The 18,908-nt window shown below is 35.8% G+C and carries 14 protein-coding genes and 2 tRNA genes; 8 read left to right on the top strand and 8 right to left on the bottom strand.

Annotated elements, in window-relative coordinates; all coding sequences use genetic code 11:
* The first annotated feature begins 46 nt into the window (after nt 1-46).
* Together ACHRV3_RS15880 and ACHRV3_RS15875 are read left to right on the top strand one after the other, a co-directional pair.
* Nucleotides 47-556, top strand: coding sequence for a DUF2480 family protein (locus tag ACHRV3_RS15880; protein ID WP_047774845.1), 510 nt, complete (start codon nt 47-49; stop codon nt 554-556).
* A 76-nt stretch (nt 557-632) separates the two neighbouring features.
* Entirely contained in the window at nt 633-1,583 is a 951-nt protein-coding gene (locus ACHRV3_RS15875) for a DUF3078 domain-containing protein (RefSeq protein WP_395435342.1), read from the top strand.
* Between the two features lie 316 nt (nt 1,584-1,899).
* Here the strand turns inward: ACHRV3_RS15875 and hflX are convergent, their stop codons facing one another.
* The 7 genes from hflX to ACHRV3_RS15840 all read right to left on the bottom strand — a co-directional run bounded on the left by hflX (nt 1,900) and on the right by ACHRV3_RS15840 (nt 12,398).
* Nucleotides 1,900-3,129 carry a GTPase HflX gene (gene hflX / locus ACHRV3_RS15870; protein WP_047774841.1) on the bottom strand — a complete coding sequence of 410 codons (1,230 nt, stop codon included), beginning with the start codon at nt 3,127-3,129 and terminating at the stop codon, nt 1,900-1,902.
* 165 nt (nt 3,130-3,294) lie between these two features.
* Nucleotides 3,295-4,158 (bottom strand): hypothetical protein, encoded by an 864-nt coding sequence (locus tag ACHRV3_RS15865; RefSeq protein ID WP_230004223.1) that lies wholly within the window; start codon nt 4,156-4,158, stop codon nt 3,295-3,297.
* Between the two features lie 134 nt (nt 4,159-4,292).
* Entirely contained in the window at nt 4,293-5,639 is a 1,347-nt protein-coding gene (locus ACHRV3_RS15860; RefSeq protein ID WP_395435341.1) for a DUF5689 domain-containing protein, read from the bottom strand.
* A gap of 20 nt (nt 5,640-5,659) precedes the next feature.
* Nucleotides 5,660-8,491 (bottom strand): carboxypeptidase-like regulatory domain-containing protein, encoded by a 2,832-nt coding sequence (locus ACHRV3_RS15855; RefSeq protein WP_395435340.1) that lies wholly within the window; start codon nt 8,489-8,491, stop codon nt 5,660-5,662.
* 305 nt (nt 8,492-8,796) lie between these two features.
* On the bottom strand, nt 8,797-10,014 hold the full coding sequence (locus ACHRV3_RS15850; RefSeq protein WP_082210597.1) for an MFS transporter: 1,218 nt from the start codon (nt 10,012-10,014) through the stop codon (nt 8,797-8,799).
* A gap of 96 nt (nt 10,015-10,110) precedes the next feature.
* The gene (locus ACHRV3_RS15845) at nt 10,111-11,151 is read right to left on the bottom strand and encodes a Gfo/Idh/MocA family oxidoreductase (RefSeq protein ID WP_395435339.1); all 1,041 of its coding nucleotides are present in this window, start codon (nt 11,149-11,151) and stop codon (nt 10,111-10,113) included.
* 173 nt (nt 11,152-11,324) lie between these two features.
* Nucleotides 11,325-12,398: an NADH:flavin oxidoreductase/NADH oxidase gene (locus tag ACHRV3_RS15840; protein WP_395435338.1), complete on the bottom strand. Its 1,074-nt coding sequence runs from the start codon at nt 12,396-12,398 to the stop codon at nt 11,325-11,327.
* A 204-nt stretch (nt 12,399-12,602) separates the two neighbouring features.
* On the opposite strand from ACHRV3_RS15840, the gene rseP reads away from it, so the two are divergent.
* The 4 genes from rseP (at nt 12,603) to ACHRV3_RS15820 (ending at nt 16,143) form a co-directional block, all read left to right on the top strand.
* Nucleotides 12,603-13,946 (top strand): RIP metalloprotease RseP, encoded by a 1,344-nt coding sequence (gene rseP / locus ACHRV3_RS15835; protein WP_395427914.1) that lies wholly within the window; start codon nt 12,603-12,605, stop codon nt 13,944-13,946.
* 83 nt (nt 13,947-14,029) lie between these two features.
* A tRNA-Asn gene (locus tag ACHRV3_RS15830) sits at nt 14,030-14,103 on the top strand.
* Nucleotides 14,104-14,142: 39 nt separating this feature from the next.
* A tRNA-Asn gene (locus tag ACHRV3_RS15825) sits at nt 14,143-14,216 on the top strand.
* Between the two features lie 352 nt (nt 14,217-14,568).
* Nucleotides 14,569-16,143 (top strand): serine hydrolase, encoded by a 1,575-nt coding sequence (locus ACHRV3_RS15820; protein ID WP_047774832.1) that lies wholly within the window; start codon nt 14,569-14,571, stop codon nt 16,141-16,143.
* Between the two features lie 252 nt (nt 16,144-16,395).
* Here the strand turns inward: ACHRV3_RS15820 and ACHRV3_RS15815 are convergent, their stop codons facing one another.
* Nucleotides 16,396-17,070 (bottom strand): hypothetical protein, encoded by a 675-nt coding sequence (locus ACHRV3_RS15815; protein ID WP_053004209.1) that lies wholly within the window; start codon nt 17,068-17,070, stop codon nt 16,396-16,398.
* A 183-nt stretch (nt 17,071-17,253) separates the two neighbouring features.
* On the opposite strand from ACHRV3_RS15815, the gene ACHRV3_RS15810 reads away from it, so the two are divergent.
* Together ACHRV3_RS15810 and ACHRV3_RS15805 are read left to right on the top strand one after the other, a co-directional pair.
* A complete protein-coding gene (locus ACHRV3_RS15810) occupies nt 17,254-18,111 on the top strand; it encodes an AraC family transcriptional regulator (protein ID WP_395435337.1) in 858 nt (285 codons plus the stop codon).
* Nucleotides 18,112-18,192: 81 nt separating this feature from the next.
* The gene (locus ACHRV3_RS15805) at nt 18,193-18,804 is read left to right on the top strand and encodes a class I SAM-dependent methyltransferase (protein WP_395435336.1); all 612 of its coding nucleotides are present in this window, start codon (nt 18,193-18,195) and stop codon (nt 18,802-18,804) included.
* Nucleotides 18,805-18,908 lie beyond the last annotated feature (104 nt).

The following is an 18,908-nucleotide window of genomic DNA, read 5'->3' as shown; positions in this document are numbered from 1 at the left end:
CAGGTTGTTCAACTTGAAACTTTAAACCTGAAACTAAACTTTTCTTATGGAAGAAATAATCAACAAAGTTGCCAATAGTGCTTTAGAAGTTTTTGATCTTGAGGATTATTATCCGAAAGGAATGCGAGTTCAGATTGACATTTCACAATGGCTTTTAGAAGGCTTTTTGTTAAAAGAAAAAGATTTCAGAGAACATTTAAAAAATCATGACTGGGCACAGTATCAGGATCAGTATGTTGCAATTAATTGCAGTACAGATGCTATTATTCCGGCTTGGGCTTTAATACTTGTCGCAGTACAATTAGCTCCCTATGCCAAAAAAGTAGTCAACGGAACTATCGAAGATTTAGATGGAAGTCTGTACGAAGAAATCCTAAGCAAGCTGGATTTTTCGGAATATAAAAACAAACCTGTTATCGTTAAAGGTTGCTCCAAAAAGCCCGTTCCAATGCGTGCATATATTTTAGCGACTTCTTATTTACAGCCATTTGCAAGAAGTATAATGTACGGAGAAGCTTGTTCTGCAGTGCCTTTATACAAAGAATCTAAGAAATAACATCCCTTCGCAATGAACTACCTCTAAGTGTTTTAACATTTTTTTAGTATATTTGTTACTACTTAAACTAAATACTATGAGAAAGATATCCTTGTTACTTTTCGTTTTAGTGAACTTCACTTGTGTTCAAGCCCAAAATTCAGAAAAAGAATTAATTCAAAACACCGAAAAAGCCGTAAAAAAAATCAATGACACTATTGAAGATGAAGGCTGGAAAGCAAAGGGAACCGTATCTCTTTTATTAAATCAGTCCAGTTTCAATAACTGGGTTGCGGGAGGAGAAGACAGTTTCTCCGGAACTGTAGGAATCAATTACGATTTCAATTACAAAAAAGACGATATAACCTGGGATAATAAAATCCTTGCTTCCTACGGGCTTTTGCAGACTAAAAATGCTGATTTCGAAAAGAAGACTGATGACCGTCTGGAATTCAATTCAATCGTCGGTAAAAAGGCTTTTGGCGACTGGTATTACTCTTTCTTTTTAAATTTCAGAACCCAATTCACGACGGGTTACTTGTATGGCCAGGATGTCAATGGTAAAGAAATCCGAACCGAAAATACCAAATTTATGTCTCCGGGTTACTTAACAACGGGTCCCGGTATTTATTGGTCTAAAACAGAAGATTTAAAAATAAACTTCGCGCCCTTAACCTCAAAATTCACTTTTGTTGACGGCGCTTATACTTCGGGAATTGATCAAGCAACCGGGTTACCTTATGTTGATGGTGCTTATTTTGGTGTTGATGCTAATAAAACGATGTTGTATGAACTGGGTTTTTATGCTTCGGTTTACTATAAACTTGCCATCATGACCAACGTAACTGCTGAGAATACGTTGAATTTATATTCGAACTATTTAAGAGATCCGCAAAACGTAGATATCAATTACTCGTTGAACATCATCATGAAGGTAAACAAATTTTTATCTGCTAATCTGGCCTTCCAGGCAATTTATGATGATAATGCCTTTAGTGGATTCCAAACCAGAGAAGTTTTCGGTTTAGGAGTTAACTTTGGATTTTAGACCGTATTTTTTATCACGCTGGTTTAGCTGATTTATTCGCTTTCCACAGATTAGAGGATTAAAAATATTAAATGGTTCTTTCGGCTAAAGCCAGTTCTACGCCGATCAATCATTTACCTCCAACTAAAGCAGGAGGCTATTCAAACAGCAATAAATTTGTGATAACTTGCGAAATCAACACAGAATCTAAATGTCAATTTCATCAAGTCTTTATTTCTCCAACAATAAAAAGAGATCTAAAATAAATCCGCTCAATCAGCGTGAAAAAATTAAGCATAAAAAAAACGGCTTTTGAAAATATTCAAAAGCCGTTTTTTTATTCCTCTTCTTTTTCGATGGCATCCTTATAATCCGGATACAAAAATTTATTATACGGGAATCTGGTGATATGAATCTGGCGTACAGCTTCGTATACCGTCTCTCTAAATTCCTCAAAATTTTCTTTTTGAGTAGCCGAAATAAACAATGCTTTATTCTCTCCAACATTACTCATCCAGGTTTGTTTCCATTCCTCAAGCGTGTAATGTTTTCTCGTTTTTTCAGTGATCAAATCATCGTGATCAATTGTCAAATGTTTGTAGGCATCAATTTTATTAAAAACCATAATAGTTGGCTTATCATTACTTTTGATTTCTAACAAGGTCTGATTTACAGATTCGATATGATCTTCAAAGTCCGGGTGTGAAATATCTACTACATGCAGCAACAAATCTGCCTCGCGAACCTCATCTAATGTACTTTTAAAAGAGTCTACTAATTGCGTTGGTAACTTTCTAATAAAACCTACAGTGTCTGAAAGTAAAAAAGGTAAGTTTTTAATCACCACTTTACGAACTGTTGTATCCAGCGTTGCAAATAATTTATTCTCTACAAAAACATCACTCTTACCAACTGCATTCATCAAAGTTGACTTTCCAACGTTGGTGTAACCAACCAGTGCCACGCGTACCATCGCACCACGATTACTGCGCTGAATACCCATTTGCTTATCGATCGTTTTGATTTTATCTTTCAACAACGAAATTCTGTCACGCACAATACGTCTGTCAGTTTCAATCTCCGTTTCACCGGGACCACGCATACCAATACCACCTTTCTGACGCTCAAGGTGTGTCCATAAACCGGAAAGTCTTGGTAATAAATAGATACACTGTGCCAACTCTACCTGTGTTCTTGCATAAGACGTTTCAGCTCTTTGCGCAAAAATATCCAGAATCAAATTGGTTCTGTCCAAGATTTTACAATCAATTATTCTTGAAATATTTTTCTGTTGTGATGGTGATAATTCATCATCAAAAATCAACGTCGATATATTGTTTTCTTTTACAAAAAGATTGATTTCATCTATTTTTCCTGTCCCAACAAAAGTCTTCGGATTTGGGCGTTCCATTTTTTGCGAAAAACGTTTTATCACTTCACCACCTGCGGTAAAAGTCAAAAACTCTAATTCGTCTAAATATTCGTTTAGTTTTTCTTCACTTTGATTTTGAGTTATAATACCTACTACGGCTGTTCTCTCAAAATTTATAACTTCTTTTTCTAACATAGCTTTGAATAAGTTGCAAATTTAATGATTTGTAAGCTACTACACTTATACAATTTTATTTTTAAGTTCTATTTGGCAAATTAACCTCTTTATTTAAAAGAGTAAACCCTTTAGCCATTAAGATTATTAATCGCTAAAGGGTTTAAAAAAGAAGCGACAACATCTTTATTCGTAAATAAAAGTCTTCTCTGTTTTTACAATTCCATTTTCCTCAATTTGTGAACAGGATATTGGAAAATTCAATTTATTGTATTTATACTTTCGGCTTACTGCTACTAAGGCTGTAGATGAAGGGCTGAAATTTACTTCATTATTATAAGAAATAGTCTCAAAACTAAATTCGTCTTCGTGATACGAAATCATCGGTACAATTATTTTGTAATTGTCTCCAAAAAGATTCTGAACGATTAGTAATTCTACCGACTTTTTATCGTCATAAGTATAGGTTTTAGAAATTTTATCTCCAACCAAACCTTTGTGTTTTGCTACATTGTCATTTACATAAACATATTCGATTTTACCGATAATCTGTTTATTTCGGTCGCGTGAAGTACGTCTTACAATTATACCGTTCTCTACAATATATTCAATATCATCCAGTATATTCTGGTGATTGGTACTTTTTTTAGTGATCGCTTTTACTCTCGCTCCCTCGTAGGTAAAAGTTACGGTTTTCGTAATGTAATCGTTGCCTTCATGGTATTTGTCAACGAATTTTATAATGTTGTTATCTGCATTATAAGTGTAGTTAACAACTTCTTTCCAGTCGCTTCCGACTTTTTCCTTTACGGTCATGTCCAACAATCCATTCTTATTGTAAAAGAATTTCTGAATAACGTCTGAGGTCGTGATCGATTGAATTTTACCTTCATTAAAAACCACTGTTTTATTTACAATTTCACCATCTTTATCGTTTTGGTAATTTGTTTTTACAATGTTTATTTGTTTTAATTTGACAGGAGCATCCTGACTGTGCAGCACGGATGGAACAACCATCAGCATGATGGCAATAAAGTAGATTTTTTTCATCGTATTATATAGATTTGGGATGACCAAAATACGAAATCCAATTAAATTTTAACAATTTCCGATTCAAAAATTGCTTATTTTTAAACAATTCACTAAAAACCAACCGCTTATCATTAATACAAAACTATTCTCCCCTATTTTTCAGCAAAAATCTTAATGTCATCCACCATAAAAGTGCCATTTAACGTTTTGTCTTTCCCGGATCCGACATATCTGAACGCAATATTAATATTTCCGGAATAGGATGGTAAATCGATTCTGCCTGAGGATATAAACTCACGTGCCGGAGTTGATAAATTAGGCAGTTTTGCTACCAATTTTGTCCATTTTGCTTTGGCAATATTCAATCCGTCAAAATCATCGGATACGTAAATTTCTAATGCATTTAATGGTGAATCGACCTTCAAATTGTATTGTGCACTTCTAAAAGAAAACACGGCATTTTTGCATCCTTCTAAATTGATTTTAGGAGAAACCAGCCAGGCGACATTTTCTGCTGCTGTTGTACTTGTCGTATTAAACTCTGCATAACCATTTCCGCCATAAAACATACTTCTCCATGATTTACTGGCTTTCTCAACAATATTACTCCAACCCGGCAGACTAAAAGCCACATTGTTTTTCACCGATTGAAAATCTTCTGAAAATAAGGGAATGGCCCTCTTTCCATCCATTACAATATCACTTTCAGATCTCGCCATCAGTTGGTAGTCAGAACCAAATTTTGTTAATATTCCACGTACTTTCCCACTTCCTTCCGGCACCGCACTAGCTGCAAAATTTGCAAAATTACTCGTTCTGAAAATAACCTGATTTCCTGTTTTATCACTCAGGTTCCAATTGGTTGCACCACCGACATTATTGGATTCTTCAAAATAATGGCGCCCAATTGCGGCTTCTGTAAATTGGACCTCCTTAAGTTCAATTAACGTATTTAGATTTTTATCGTTTAACGCTTCTTCAATAGAAAAAGACCGAACCAATTGATTTTCATCGACTACAACGCAAGACGCATTGATTATATTTTTATAGTCATTTTGTGAAATTCTGCCTATTGTTGGATCTCCGGCATTACTCACATAAAGACTCCCAATTCGCAGTCCTCCATAATATAAATCTGTAAATTGATTTTTGAGCTTTAGATACACTTTATTGCCCACACGAAAATCAGCATACGTATTTGCTACGTCGACGGCCACACTCAAACCTACTACTTCTTTACTGTCCTTTAATGTCTGAAGATAAATCGTTTTAAAAAAATTACCCCCTTCATCTGTTGACACAACGTAGGCTTCAATAACATCATCATAACCATATTGCTTTGGCACAAGTTCTGAAACGTCTTTCAGTTTTTCTACTGTTTGATTTACGATTAAATTGGGCTGTGTACAACTAAACTCAGGACTTTCCAGTTCTGCATCACAGGAACATAAAAGCAACAATTGTAGTGCAAAAAAATATTTTAAGATGCTATCCATCATATTCTGACCTGTTTTAATTTTTAGAAATTAACACTTAGGTTTACGAAATAAGTTCTTCCGTAACCGTAGAAATATTTAGCCCCAAACGAAGGAGTTCCGCTCGAAACATCTTGATTAAGTGCTCTAAAATTGGCATTTCTGGCCTGCTCAAAACCACCGGTTTTATACGATACATCCAGAACATTATTTACACTCACAAAAAGGCCAATATTATTTCCAAAAACGCTCCAGGATTTACCTCCTGTAATATTCACTAACGATATTGGATCCAATTTTTCCTGTTTTAACAAACGCAGAGCCCGCTCCTTGGTCGCTTCAGGAAAAAACAACCCGTTCTTAGCGTTGATGTAAAAACGATCTGTTCTGGCAATTGGAGCAACATCAATATAATTTTCAGCCAAATAGTTAAGAGTCGCTCCCAGCCACCAAAATTTAGGCGCTCTGTATTCCAGTCCAACGGCACAGGCCTGTTGTGGCATACCGGATTGTTTGTAATCTTTAAGCCGGGATCTTCCAAAATCAAAAGTTGACTGTGTATTTTCTTTCGCCACATTTGCATCATTTGTAATCGATACGTTTGGATTGCTACTGTAGGTATAGTTACCGTATGCCAAACAGGCTATAGCTTTTAATGCCGCTGAAATTTGATACTCAAAACTCAATTCAACTCCAATGTTTTTCTTGTCTAACTGTGTCAAAGTCTGACTTACAAATGCATCTGTATTATTATTAGCTTTTCCTTTGTCAAAAATTCCTTCTGCATAAAAGAAAGACGTTTTAGCCGAATTTCTTATCAAAGTATAGTACACTGTTGCTCTCATTTTGAATTTGGGCATTCGAAAGACATAACTTCCTTCGGCACCGCTGATTTTCTCATTTCCAAGATCGTCAACAATAGCATTATTAAGCCTCGAATTAGAGAACGTATTGCAAAGTGACGGCGCTCTTGTATAATGCATTCCATTAAAAAACAACCACTGTTTGCCTGAAATCTTGTAGGTGAATCCACCTTTAAAACCAAAATTTTCAAAATTTACTTTTTTACTTTTACCAAGAGACGATGTTGGATAAATTCCATTTTGATACAAACCCTCTCTTTGGTATTCTGAAACAGAATAGGATTGGGATAAAAAGAAATCGAATTTATTATAGTTGAACTTAAACTGTGTAAAAGCATCGATTATCGTTGCCAGCAGCTTATAATTGTAGCCATAAACATCCCCTTCTTTGACCTGACGATTTGGGTTCTGCAGATCAGATTGCGCCTGAGCACCGGTATAAAATGCATCAACATCTTCAAAATATAAACCTCCGAGCAAATCTACGAGAGATTGAAAATGATGTGATTTTAAGCTTCTAAAAACGATGCCGCCATCAAAAGCGCTATTCTCAGTAAGTCGCAAGTTTAAATTGGAGTTTACCGCCAGTGTTTTATCATCGGTCCGATCTTCGTATAAAACATAATGGCTTTGCGCGGGTTCAAAACCTGTAATTATATTGTTCGAATTTAATATTGGCTTCTGATTCGTCCGATACAAATCTTCCCAGTTTAGTTGGGCATTATCTAAATACAATGTTTTACTTTTTTCAGCATTTATATAATCGGGCATAAAATCTCCAGAAAATGCTCCTTTATCTTTTGCATAAAGTGACGTAAAATAACTGGGCAATTTTCTGTAATAGACGGGATCCGGACTGTCTGCATTCTGGTAGTCAATCGTACTGTTTCCCACTTTACCAAATTGATACATAACGCTTGAATTCAGATTTGTTTTTTCATTTATTCTGAAATAATGATTCAACATTAACAGTGGTTCTTCGATGTTTTTTACGCGTGCATTTCGTTTTTTTCCGTTTTGCCATCCCCAGTACGAATTGTATTTTTCGTTGGTCAATCCGGTAACTTCGTTTGTATTTGGTGAATTCTTTCCACGCGAATTTGGTGTATAAAATCCGGTAAAATTAAGAGCGTTTCTATCGTTCCATTTCTTTTCAATACTTATAAAAAAAGACTCTCCTTTGAAATTTGTTCCTTCAAAAAAGCCTTCGTTTCCTATTCGTTTTCCAGCCGAAATTACATACGCCCAACCCGAGGCATTCGTACCGGAAGCATAGGTTCCGATTGCCCGCCAATTGTAAGTGGTGTTGCTTGCTGAGAATAAAAGACGACTTCCTTTTTTATAAATGGAAGCTCGTGTATAAATCTGTTGTGTACCTAATATACCTCCAAAAGTATAGTCTGAAGAAGCTGCTCCAACTGAAAACTCCTGATTTCGAAGTACGTCATTCAATCCGCCCCAGTTTCCCCATTGTGGTCTTCCGTCATAAACTTTGTTCATTGGCATTCCGTTGAGCATCATGGTTCCGTTTTCACTGTCTAATCCCCGAACCCTAAATCTAGCCTGACCCCAACTAAAAGCGGAGACCTGAAAAAACGCATCTTTTGAAGATTGCAAAAGACCTGATGTCATCTCCGACGTACTGGTATCATCCGTTAAGTCACTTTCTGAAAGTGTAATTAAAGTAGCTGAAGCATCATCGGAAAAATTATCTTCCAGTTGTATTATTCCGAGATTATGATTGGAATCTAAATTTACTTTTAGAAGTACCTCTTTGTAGCCCTGACTGTGCAGCAAAAGCAGTTGTTCCCCTTTTAGAGCGGAATGCAGTTCAAATTTTCCGTTTGCTTTCGTTAATTGTGTGGCAGAAGAGTTCTGAATACTTACGACGATATTCTCTAACGGTTGTTGCGTTTTTATATCAATTACTACTCCTGAAAGAATCACATCCTGTTGCGCAAAAACAAAACCGAAAGACAGTAAAACAAAAAAGACCAAGTACATTTTTTCCATAAAAGATCCCTATTAACTTTGACAAATTGTTTTGGATTAAAATGTCTTTCCTTAAAAAACACTTTAATCCTTACATCAAAAGATAAAATTGATCTTTGGAAAAGAATAGGAGTACCTGCACAGAATTATACATCAGCTATCATTCTTAATTCAAAGATAGCTAATATTTGTTATTGTAATACTTTTATTACTAATTGTAATTGTTTTTATATTGTTTTGTCTTCGCAGATTTTACAGATGAAGCGAATGAGTTTAACATCGTGCCTTCGATCAATCTCCGTCATGCAGATAAATAAGGACTGAAACTAGGGAGTTGTTCGAATTTTAGAGACCATAAAAGCAATCAGAACACCAAAGATTCCGATAAAAGCAAAAGAAAATTGCAGTCCAAAAGTTTCCGCAATATGTCCGATCACGGGAGGTCCCATTAAAAAACCCAGAAAACTAACACTCGAAACAATCGTTAAAGCTTCTCCGGGTGGAACAGTCGGATTTTTACCCGCCATACTGTAAACTGTTGGAACAATCGTTGCCACTCCTAGTCCAACCAGCATAAAAGCAAGTGTACATGGTATAATATAAGGAAGAAAAACAGCTGTAAAAAGTCCGGCTGAAATCATAACTCCACTGATTTGCATAACACGTTCACGACCAAATTTGTTGATTAATCCGTCTCCTAAAAATCGTCCGCTGGCCATCATAATCATAAATGAAGTGTACCCTAAAATCACCAAAGGACCCGGTGCCTGAACAACATCTTTAAAATAAACACCACTCCAGTCAAACATTACTCCTTCACTTGCCATACTGCAAAAACCAATTACACCCAGCCAGATTAAAGCACTATCGGGTTTAACAAATAGTTTCTTTTTCTCCGTTTTGTCTTTGATTTTTTCTTTGGCTTTGACCAAAAATTTAAAATTAAAAACAATCATCAGTAGTACAATTCCGGCGATAATTAAAAAATGATGAAGCGGACTCAGGTTTAAAGCCAACATTCCTAAGCCAACCAAGGCTCCTGTAAATCCGGCAAAACTCCACATCCCATGAAAAGAAGACATAATTGTTTTTTTGAAAAGAACCTCTGTATAAACGCCTTGAGTATTAACCGCTATGTTGGCTAAGTTTCCAAATAAACCGAATAAAAATAAACCCAATGACAATTGTAAAGCTGTAGTTGCCAAGCCTAAATTGGCAAGACACAAAACATACATTATTAAAGAAAAAATTAAAATGCGGTGACTTCCAAACTTCGTTACCATTTTTCCCGAAAAAGGCATAATCAACAATTGCCCCATTGGTAAGGCGAAAAGGATAGAACCTAAGTCTCCTTCGGTCAGATGCAAAGCGGTTTTAATATCCGGAATTCGACTTGCCCAGGTAGCAAAACTTAAACCCATTCCAAAATAAAACATTCCGACAGCAAAACGAATTCGGTTCAGATATGACGCTTTGGCCTCTCTAAAGACTTTCTTAATTTTCCCTTTGGTTTGAAATAGTGCTAATGGATTGAAATCGATCAAAATAATGGTGTTTAAAGTTTGGTCGTATAAAAGTACTAAAAAGCTCCGTTATGCACGACCAAACCCTATTAGTTCCTCGATTTATAACGTTATTGTTTATAAATTAATCACTTTTTGCTGGGTATTACTTGCAATTGCAGCTTCTATAATCTGCATTACTTTTACACCGTCTTGTGCTGTAACCGGTTCTGTTTTATGGTTTGAAATCGCATCGTAAACGCCATCAAAAAAACTGAAATAATTCCCCTGTAGTGTTGGTATTTTTTCTCGAATTTCTTTTCCGTCAATTTCAGTATGCAGCAGCCCTTGTAAGCTTTCGGACTCTGTTCCCCATGATTCTAAATTTGGTTTCTTTCCTACTTTTAAATCATCTTCCTGTACATCGCCACGAGGTTTTAGGAAAGATCCTTTTCTACCGTGAATCGTATAGGCCGGATTTGCTTCCTTCACAAAAAAACCAGCTTTTAATCGCACTCTAAGATCCGCATAAATCAACAACAAATCGATCCAATCGTCTACGACAGAACCTTCTCTTGTCGTTCTGATATCTGCAAAAACAGCTTTCGGAGAACCAAATAAAGCAACAGCCTGATCGATTAAATGTGGTCCTAAATCTTTTAAAATTCCGGCGCCATCGTTCGCTGTTTCCTTGTGTGCTTTTGCACTCAACAACGGATTGTAACGATCAAAATGAAACTCTGCTTCAACCAACTCTCCTAAAACGCCTTCGTTAATTATTTTCTGAACGGTCTTAAAATCACTATCCCAGCGTCTGTTCTGAAAAACCGCTAATTTTAATCCTTTTTCTTTAGCAATTCCGGCTAATTCTTCTGCTTCGGCTACAGTTGTTGTAAATGCTTTTTCTACAACGGCATGTTTTCCTGCCAAGAGTACCTTTTTTGCATATTCGAAATGAGTCCCAACCGGTGTATTTACAATAACCAAATCAACATCAGCCGCCAGTAATTCCTCAATAGAAGCATAACTTTTCGCAGATGGATAATCTTCGTGAATCACTTTTTTACTTCTTTCCCAAGAACCCAACAATTCAAACCCCGGATGAATCGCTAAAAAAGGAGCGTGAAAAACTTTTCCCGACATTCCATATGATAATAGTGCTGTTTTTATTTTTTCCATTTTATGTGTTTTTTTGCCACAGATTGTTTTGATTGACACAGATTACTGTTAGTTTGTGTTGCCACGAATTACACGAATTTACACAAATCAATGCGTAAAAAATAATTCGTGAAAATTCGAGTAATTCGTGGCAAAAAAATCCTTTTAATCTGTGAAATCTGTGCCCTATAAATTTATCTCACTTTAGCTCTCTCGTACTGTTTTGGCCATGAAATATCATCATTTAAATCGACAGCAAAATCTAAAGGTAAATTTGGGTTCCTAAGCGATTCCCTGCCGAACAAAATTAAATCGGCCTGGCCTTCTTTCAAAATACCTTCCGCCTGTTCTGCCTCGGTGATTAGACCAACTGCTCCAGTCAAAATAGCCGTTTCTTTCTTGATTTTTTCCGCAAAAGAAACCTGATAATTTGGCTCTAACGGAATTTGCTGATGCGATACTAATCCACCTGACGAAACATCGATCAGATCAACTCCCTTTTCTTTTAAAATTCTGGAAAGTTCTACTGACTCTTCAGGATTCCATCCTCCCTCAGCCCAATCTGTTGCCGAAATTCTAACCAACAATGGTAAATCCGACGGCCATTCTGATTGAACTGCTTCCACAACTTCGAGTGTAAAGCGAATACGGTTCTCAAAACTTCCTCCATATTCATCCGCTCGCTTATTCGTTAAAGGAGATAAAAACTGGTGGAGTAAGTAACCATGGGCGCCATGAATTTCCATTAGCTGATAACCGGCTTTAACCGCTCTTTTAGTTGCCGTTTTAAAATCGGAAAGCACTTTTTCAATTCCGCCTTTATCCAAGGCAGTTGGAAGAAACGGTTCCGTTTCATGATACGCAATTGCACTCGGGGCAACAGTCTGCCAGCCCTCATGACCAATATCTAGTTTTTTGTTGCCCTCCCACGGCACAGAAACACTTGCTTTTCGTCCGGCATGTGCCAATTGAATACCGGGAACGGCATTTTGTGATCTAATAAATTCGTTGATAGTTTTAAGTTTTTCAATGTGCTCGTCTTTCCATATTCCTAAATCAGAAGGAGAAATTCTAGCCTCAGGAGAAACGGCTGTTGCCTCCTGAATAATCAAACCGGCACCTCCGCTGGCACGGCTTCCCAAATGAACCAAGTGCCAATCGTTAGCGAATCCGTCGATTGCAGAGTACTGACACATAGGTGAAATAACAATTCTATTTTTTAAAGTAATTTTTTTAAGGGTAAGCGGAGCGAATAATATTGAAGCCATAATAGTGTAACTTTTAATCGTTTTAAGCTACCTATTAAGTAGGATAGCGCACAAAAAAGTAAAGTTACAGCATCTGCCTAAAAGTAGAAATCAAAATGTTTATTAATTAACAAACATTTAAAACCTTATATATTATATTGCACTACCAAATTAAAATAGAAACGTTACTTTTGTGCGTTAAAAATTACGAACTAAAAATTAAAAATGGATATAGTTATCAAGCTCTCTCAATTTCTATTGAGTTTATCATTACTTATTATTCTTCACGAATTAGGACATTTTATTCCTGCAAAATTATTTAAAACCAGAGTTGAGAAATTTTACTTATTTTTTGATGTGAAATTTTCTCTTTTGAAAAAGAAAATCGGAGAAACTGAATACGGAATCGGTTGGTTACCATTAGGAGGTTACGTGAAAATCTCAGGAATGATCGACGAAAGTATGGATAAAGAACAAATGGCTTTACCTCCAGAACCTTGGGAGTTTCGCTCTAAGCCGGCTTGGCAGCGTTTGATTATTATGCTTGGGGGTGTAACTGTAAATTTCATCCTTGCTTTTGTTATCTACATCGGAATGGCTTACGCTTATGGTGAAATGTTTATTGCCAACAAAGACTTAAAAGACGGTCTTTTGATCGAAAACAAAGCAATGTTAAATGCCGGTTTTAAAACAGGTGATATCATTGTTGGTATAGATGGAGAAAAAGTGATCCGATATGACAGCGATGTTAATGGGAAATTAGCTACCTCTAAGGAAGTAGTAATTGACAGAAACGGAACAGAACAAACAATTGCAATCCCAAATGATTTTGTTGATCAGTATTCTAAAGCAGGAAAAGGTGCTTTGGCTACTTTTCGTGTTCCATTTGTAATTGGAAAAATAGCTGATGATTCTAAAAATACAGTTTTGAAACCAAAAGATATCCTTTTATCACTTAACGGACAAAAGGTAAAATATCTTGATGAGGCAAAAACAATATTGGAAAACAATAAAGGTAAAACTGTTGAGGCTACTTTACTTCGCAATCAAAAAGAAGAAAAAGTAAAACTAATGGTTGCTAATGACGGAAAATTAGGCATACAATTGGCTGGCTTAGATTTAGATTCTTTGGAAAAATTAGGCTACTATAAGATCAGTAAAAGAGAATTCTCCTTTTTAGAATCTATTCCGGTAGGAATCGAAAGAGGAAAAGATCAATTGGTAGGATATGGTAAACAACTTAAATTAATCTTTAATCCGGAAACCAAAGCATACAAACAAGTAGGTGGTTTTGCGGCTATTTTTAATGTTTTTCCTAAAACTTGGAGCTGGGAAGCTTTTTGGTCTATCACGGCTTTATTGTCAATTATGCTTGGAGTAATGAACTTATTGCCGATTCCTGCTCTTGATGGCGGACATGTAATGTTTTTATTGTACGAAATAATTAGTGGCAGAAAACCGAGTGATAAATTCCTTGAAAATGCACAAATGGTTGGTTTCGTTTTACTTATCTCATTGCTTTTATTTGCTAATGGAAATGATATCTACAAAGCAATTGTTGGCAAATAATTTTTTTGAAAAAAAAGAGCAAAAATGTTTTTTAGAAACCAAAAATTGATATATATTTGCACTCGCTAAAAAGAACAACATCTTCCTCCTTAGCTCAGTTGGTTAGAGCATCTGACTGTTAATCAGAGGGTCCTTGGTTCGAGCCCAAGAGGGGGAGCAACTTTTTTTTAGCAAACATATTTACCTTTAAGGTGATTCCTCCTTAGCTCAGTTGGTTAGAGCATCTGACTGTTAATCAGAGGGTCCTTGGTTCGAGCCCAAGAGGGGGAGCTTAAAAAAAAAGACTATCATCACGATAGTCTTTTTTTTTGCTTATAACCGAAATATTGGATTGAAATTCCAAACTTTTTAAATTCCAAATTCCAATCTCAAAAGTAAAATTCCAAATCTTTAAATTCCAAATTCCAATCTTGTGGGAATCTGTTTTTGAATAAATTGTTTTTTATATAATTAAACCTGACAGGTTTCAAAAACCTGTCAGGTTTAATTTTTTACGATATATTAGAACATCGTTTTCCTAAAAACTAAATTCGGATCTTTTTGATGTTCTTTTATTTTATATATTCGTTCCGAAGGGAAAACCCTACTAATTAAACTACATTAAACAATCAGACCAAAAAACATGAAAAAACCAAAATTCGCATTAACCATTTTAACCACTTTCTTATTACTTACCACCAGTAATATCTTTGCTCAACTCTCTTCAAAAGAAGTTGATGCACTTGTAGAAAAATCAATCGAAAAATTTAATGTTGCCGGAGTTGCAGTCGCCATTATAAAAGATGGAAAAGTGATTCACAAAAAAGGATATGGCGTTAAGTCTATCAACACAAAACAAGCTGTCGACGAGCACACCAATTTTCAAATTGCTTCTAACAGCAAAGCTTTTACTACTGCCGCGTTAGCTATTCTGGTCGATGAAGGAAAGATTTCCTGGAAAGACAAAGTGAAGACCTATATTCCCGAGTTTAAAATGTACAATGAGTACGTAACAGAACATTTTCTTATCGAAGATTTATTATGTCATCGTAGCGGACTTGGTTTAGGCGCCGGAGATTTAATGTTTTTTCCTAACGGTACTGACTTTACCATAAAAGATGTTTTAAGCAATTTTCAGCATTTTAAACCTGTTTCGGAATTCAGAACACAGTTTGATTATGACAATCTGCTTTATTTTGTAGCAGGCGAGCTGACCGCAAGAGTAAGCGGAATGAGCTGGGAGGCATTTATCGAAACCAAAATCATGAATCCTTTACAGATGAACAACTCACATGCTTCTCTTAAAGACATAAAAGACAAATCTAATCTAGCTACACCCCACTCGACAAACGGTACGGAGAACAACAAAATAAAAACCATTCAAGGGTTTGAAGAAATGGTAAACGGTGCTCCAGGTGGCATTGTATCTAATGCAGATGATATGTCAAAATGGGTTCTGGTACAATTAAACAAAGGGAAATACGGAGACCAATTAGACAAACAACTTTTCTCTCCGGAAAGACAAAATGAAATGTGGAAATTGTACTCAGTCCTTCCAGCGGATCCGGACCCGAGATACAAACAACATTTTAACGGTTATGGGTTAGGTTGGTTTTTAGCTGATGTAAAAGGAAATCTAAGCGTTTCCCACACAGGTGGATTACCGGGAATGCTTTCTATAGTTACAATGATTCCGGATTTAAATTTAGGTGTTGTAGTTTTAACCAATACCGAAAATGGTGGTGCCGGTGTTTTCTCTGCCGTAAGTCAAACCATTATCGACAGTTACTTAGGTCTGGACGATTACGGATGGATTGACAAACACGCCTCTTTTTTAGAGTCACAAAAGAACGTCGACAATGAAGCCGTTAAAAAAGTTTGGGAAACCGTAAACAAAGCCAAAAATATCAAAATCAAAAACGAAGACTTTATCGGGCAATACGAAGATAAATGGTTCGGAAAAATGGAAATATTCCTGAAAGGAAATCAATTATGGTTTAAATCTCTTCGTTCACCAAAACTAAACGGACCAATGCAATTTTACAAAGCAAATACATTTGCTATAAAATGGGAATATCAGGACATGAATTGCGATGCGTTTGCCTCCTTTAGTTTAGATGAAGAAGGAAAAGCACAAAGTATAAAAATGAAAGGGATATCGCCGACTATTGATTTTAGTTTTGATTTTCAGGATTTAGATCTTAAGAGAGTTAAATAAAAATTAAGCAGCTCAAGACATCAAATCAATCTGCAAATTAATCACGACCCCAAATCGTTACAATTAAGTTTTTAAATCAAAAAGAGCATCGTTTATACCGATGCTCTTTTTTTATTGGTGAAAAAGAAATAGTTGTTTTTGGTGTCCTATCGACGCAGGAGAAATCACATTCAACTATTCGAGAAATCGTTCTTACTTAACTAGTACCATTTTTTCTGTTCCAAAACAACAAGATGGAAAAGAAGTTACTTTTTACTTACTGCCATTTTTACTTTTAAACAACTGCATCATCTCTTCCGATTTTTCCATTTCATTAATACCTTTCAATGCTTGCGCATATCTGAAATAATAAGACGCTTCTAAGTTGGTACTCATCTCAAACAATTGAGCATAATGTTTCGCAGCATTAATCATATCATTTTCAAAATAAGATCGGTCTGCTACTTTTTTGAGCATCTCTATTGATTTGTATCCACGGTCTAAGACTTTTTCGTACGTGTTGACCACATTTATAGTGATATACTTTTCTTTTTTCGCAGGAGGAAGAACATTTACTTTAACCGGTTTTACAGCAACTTTCAAAGTATCAACAATGGTTTTTGTCTCTATTGTAGTTCCTAACGTCTTTTCTTTTGGTTTTGCATATTGTGGGATCACCTTTCGGGTATTGTTTGGTCCTAAATCATAGGTATTAACCATATCCAGCTTAGAAACTTCGTAAGTAGTGGTTCGGTTTCCAAATGCCATATTGATGGTTTCTTCAACGCGATAAGATTCTACAACAAGATCGGTATTGGGTATCTTGTCAGATTTCGATTTTGCATTTTTCATTTTCACGTTAGCAAGAACAATATCGTTGTTCTGTCCAAAACAGTTTAAAGAAAAAATACATGCAATCGCTGTAAAAATAAGTAGATATTTTTTCATACAAACTAAAATTAAGAGCATTACCAGTATTCTAAAACTCATCTAAGGTACTCAATTCTTACATATTACTCCTAATTTGCCCCGTAAACAACCGCAAAAAACGTTGAAGTACATCTATTTATATAAAAGTCATTCTCTATTTTCGCAACGCTGTTTTGTACATTTGTATCACATCAAACTAAAATGGAAAAGATCCCGGTTCGAAATCTTACTACACCTCCTGAAAAAACAAATTTTTCCCTAAATTTCAGCATCCGTACTGTTCAGGATTTGCTTTTGGGAGAAAACCTCATTCAGGAATTACATCGACATGATTTCTACCATATTTTGGTTTTGCAAAAAGGAGTCGGTTTTCATGAAATTGATTTCAAAGGCTACGAAATAAAAGACAATACTGTTTTCTTCTTGCGTCCTGGGCAGGCACATCGGTTGGAGTTAAATGCCAAAAGCACCGGTTATATGATTCAGTTTACTACTGGTTTTTATTCTTCCGATGATAAAACAAGCCAGACTTCTTTAACTAAAATAAGCCAGCAGAATTACTATGAACTTAAAGAGGCTACTTTTCAAAAAGTACTTTTCGTTTTGACTTATATTTTTCAAGAACACCATGACAAACACGAAAATTATATTGAAATCATAAAAGCTAATCTCCGTATTTTCTTTTTGGAACTTATGCGGGAGCAAAACAATAATCCAACCGACAATACTAACTTATACACACAGGAACGGCTAGATGAATTCAGAACACTTTTAGAAACCCATATTCGTACGCACAAACCCATTGCTGCTTATGCCGAAATGCTGCATCTTACTCCCTATCAGCTAAACAATATCACCAAAACGTTAGTAAACAAAAAGGCTTCTGAACTTATCACCGAAGCGATCATTCTGGAATCTAAAAGATATCTTTTGGCAACCTCCAATCAGGTAAATCAAATTGCAGATTATATGGGCTATGAAGATGTCTCTTATTTTATTAGATTCTTCAGGAAACATACCGGATTTTCTCCCGAGACATTCCGTAAAAACTTCAAATAAGTCATAGTAAACTGCATTTTTGTCCTAACTGTCGAAACGTTTTCCGGCTAATTTTGAAATACTAATTTAAACCGAATCAAAATGAATCAAAAATGGGACGAAAGATACAAGAACACTGAATTTGCTTACGGAACAGCACCTAATCTGTTTTTTAAAGAATGGCTGCCTAAATTCAAACCCGGATCTATATTGATGCCTGCCGATGGCGAAGGTCGTAACGGCGTTTTTGCAGCACAACTGAACTGGACTGTCACTTCGTTTGATTTAAGCACAGAAGGGCAATTAAAAGCATTAAAATTAGCCAAAGATCATAAGGTAAACTTAGAATATATTGTTGGCGATCTTGAAGAACTCGAATTCGAAAAAGAATCTTTCGATGCAATTGGATTGATTTACGCACATTTCTCTGCAGAAACCAAATCAAAACTCCACAAAAAACTAAATGAATATCTAAAACCCGGAGGACTTATTATTTTTGAAGCTTTCAGTAAAAGTCATTTGCATTTTAAAAAAGCAAACCCAAAAGTTGGCGGACCGGATGCAATTGCTGATTTATTTTCTAAGGAAGAAATACAGACTGATTTTAAGAATTATGAAATCTTACTTTTAGAGGAAGAAGAAATCATTCTCAATGAAGGGCAATTTCATATTGGGAGAGGTACTGTAATACAATTTGTTGGGAGGAAAGTTTAGTTTGCCCGTTTCTTTGTCGTTTAGGCTAAGACTAGAAAGGGTTTATCCAAATAGACGAAGTAAATCACGCTCCGTTTGTCATCCTCAGGAACGAAGGATCTGCG

The organism is Flavobacterium sp. FlaQc-49 (assembly GCF_044005985.1).
GTDB classification, from domain to species: domain Bacteria; phylum Bacteroidota; class Bacteroidia; order Flavobacteriales; family Flavobacteriaceae; genus Flavobacterium; species Flavobacterium cupriresistens.
Note: the sequence above shows the minus strand (reverse complement) of the source record. Positions and strands in the feature narration are given on the sequence as shown.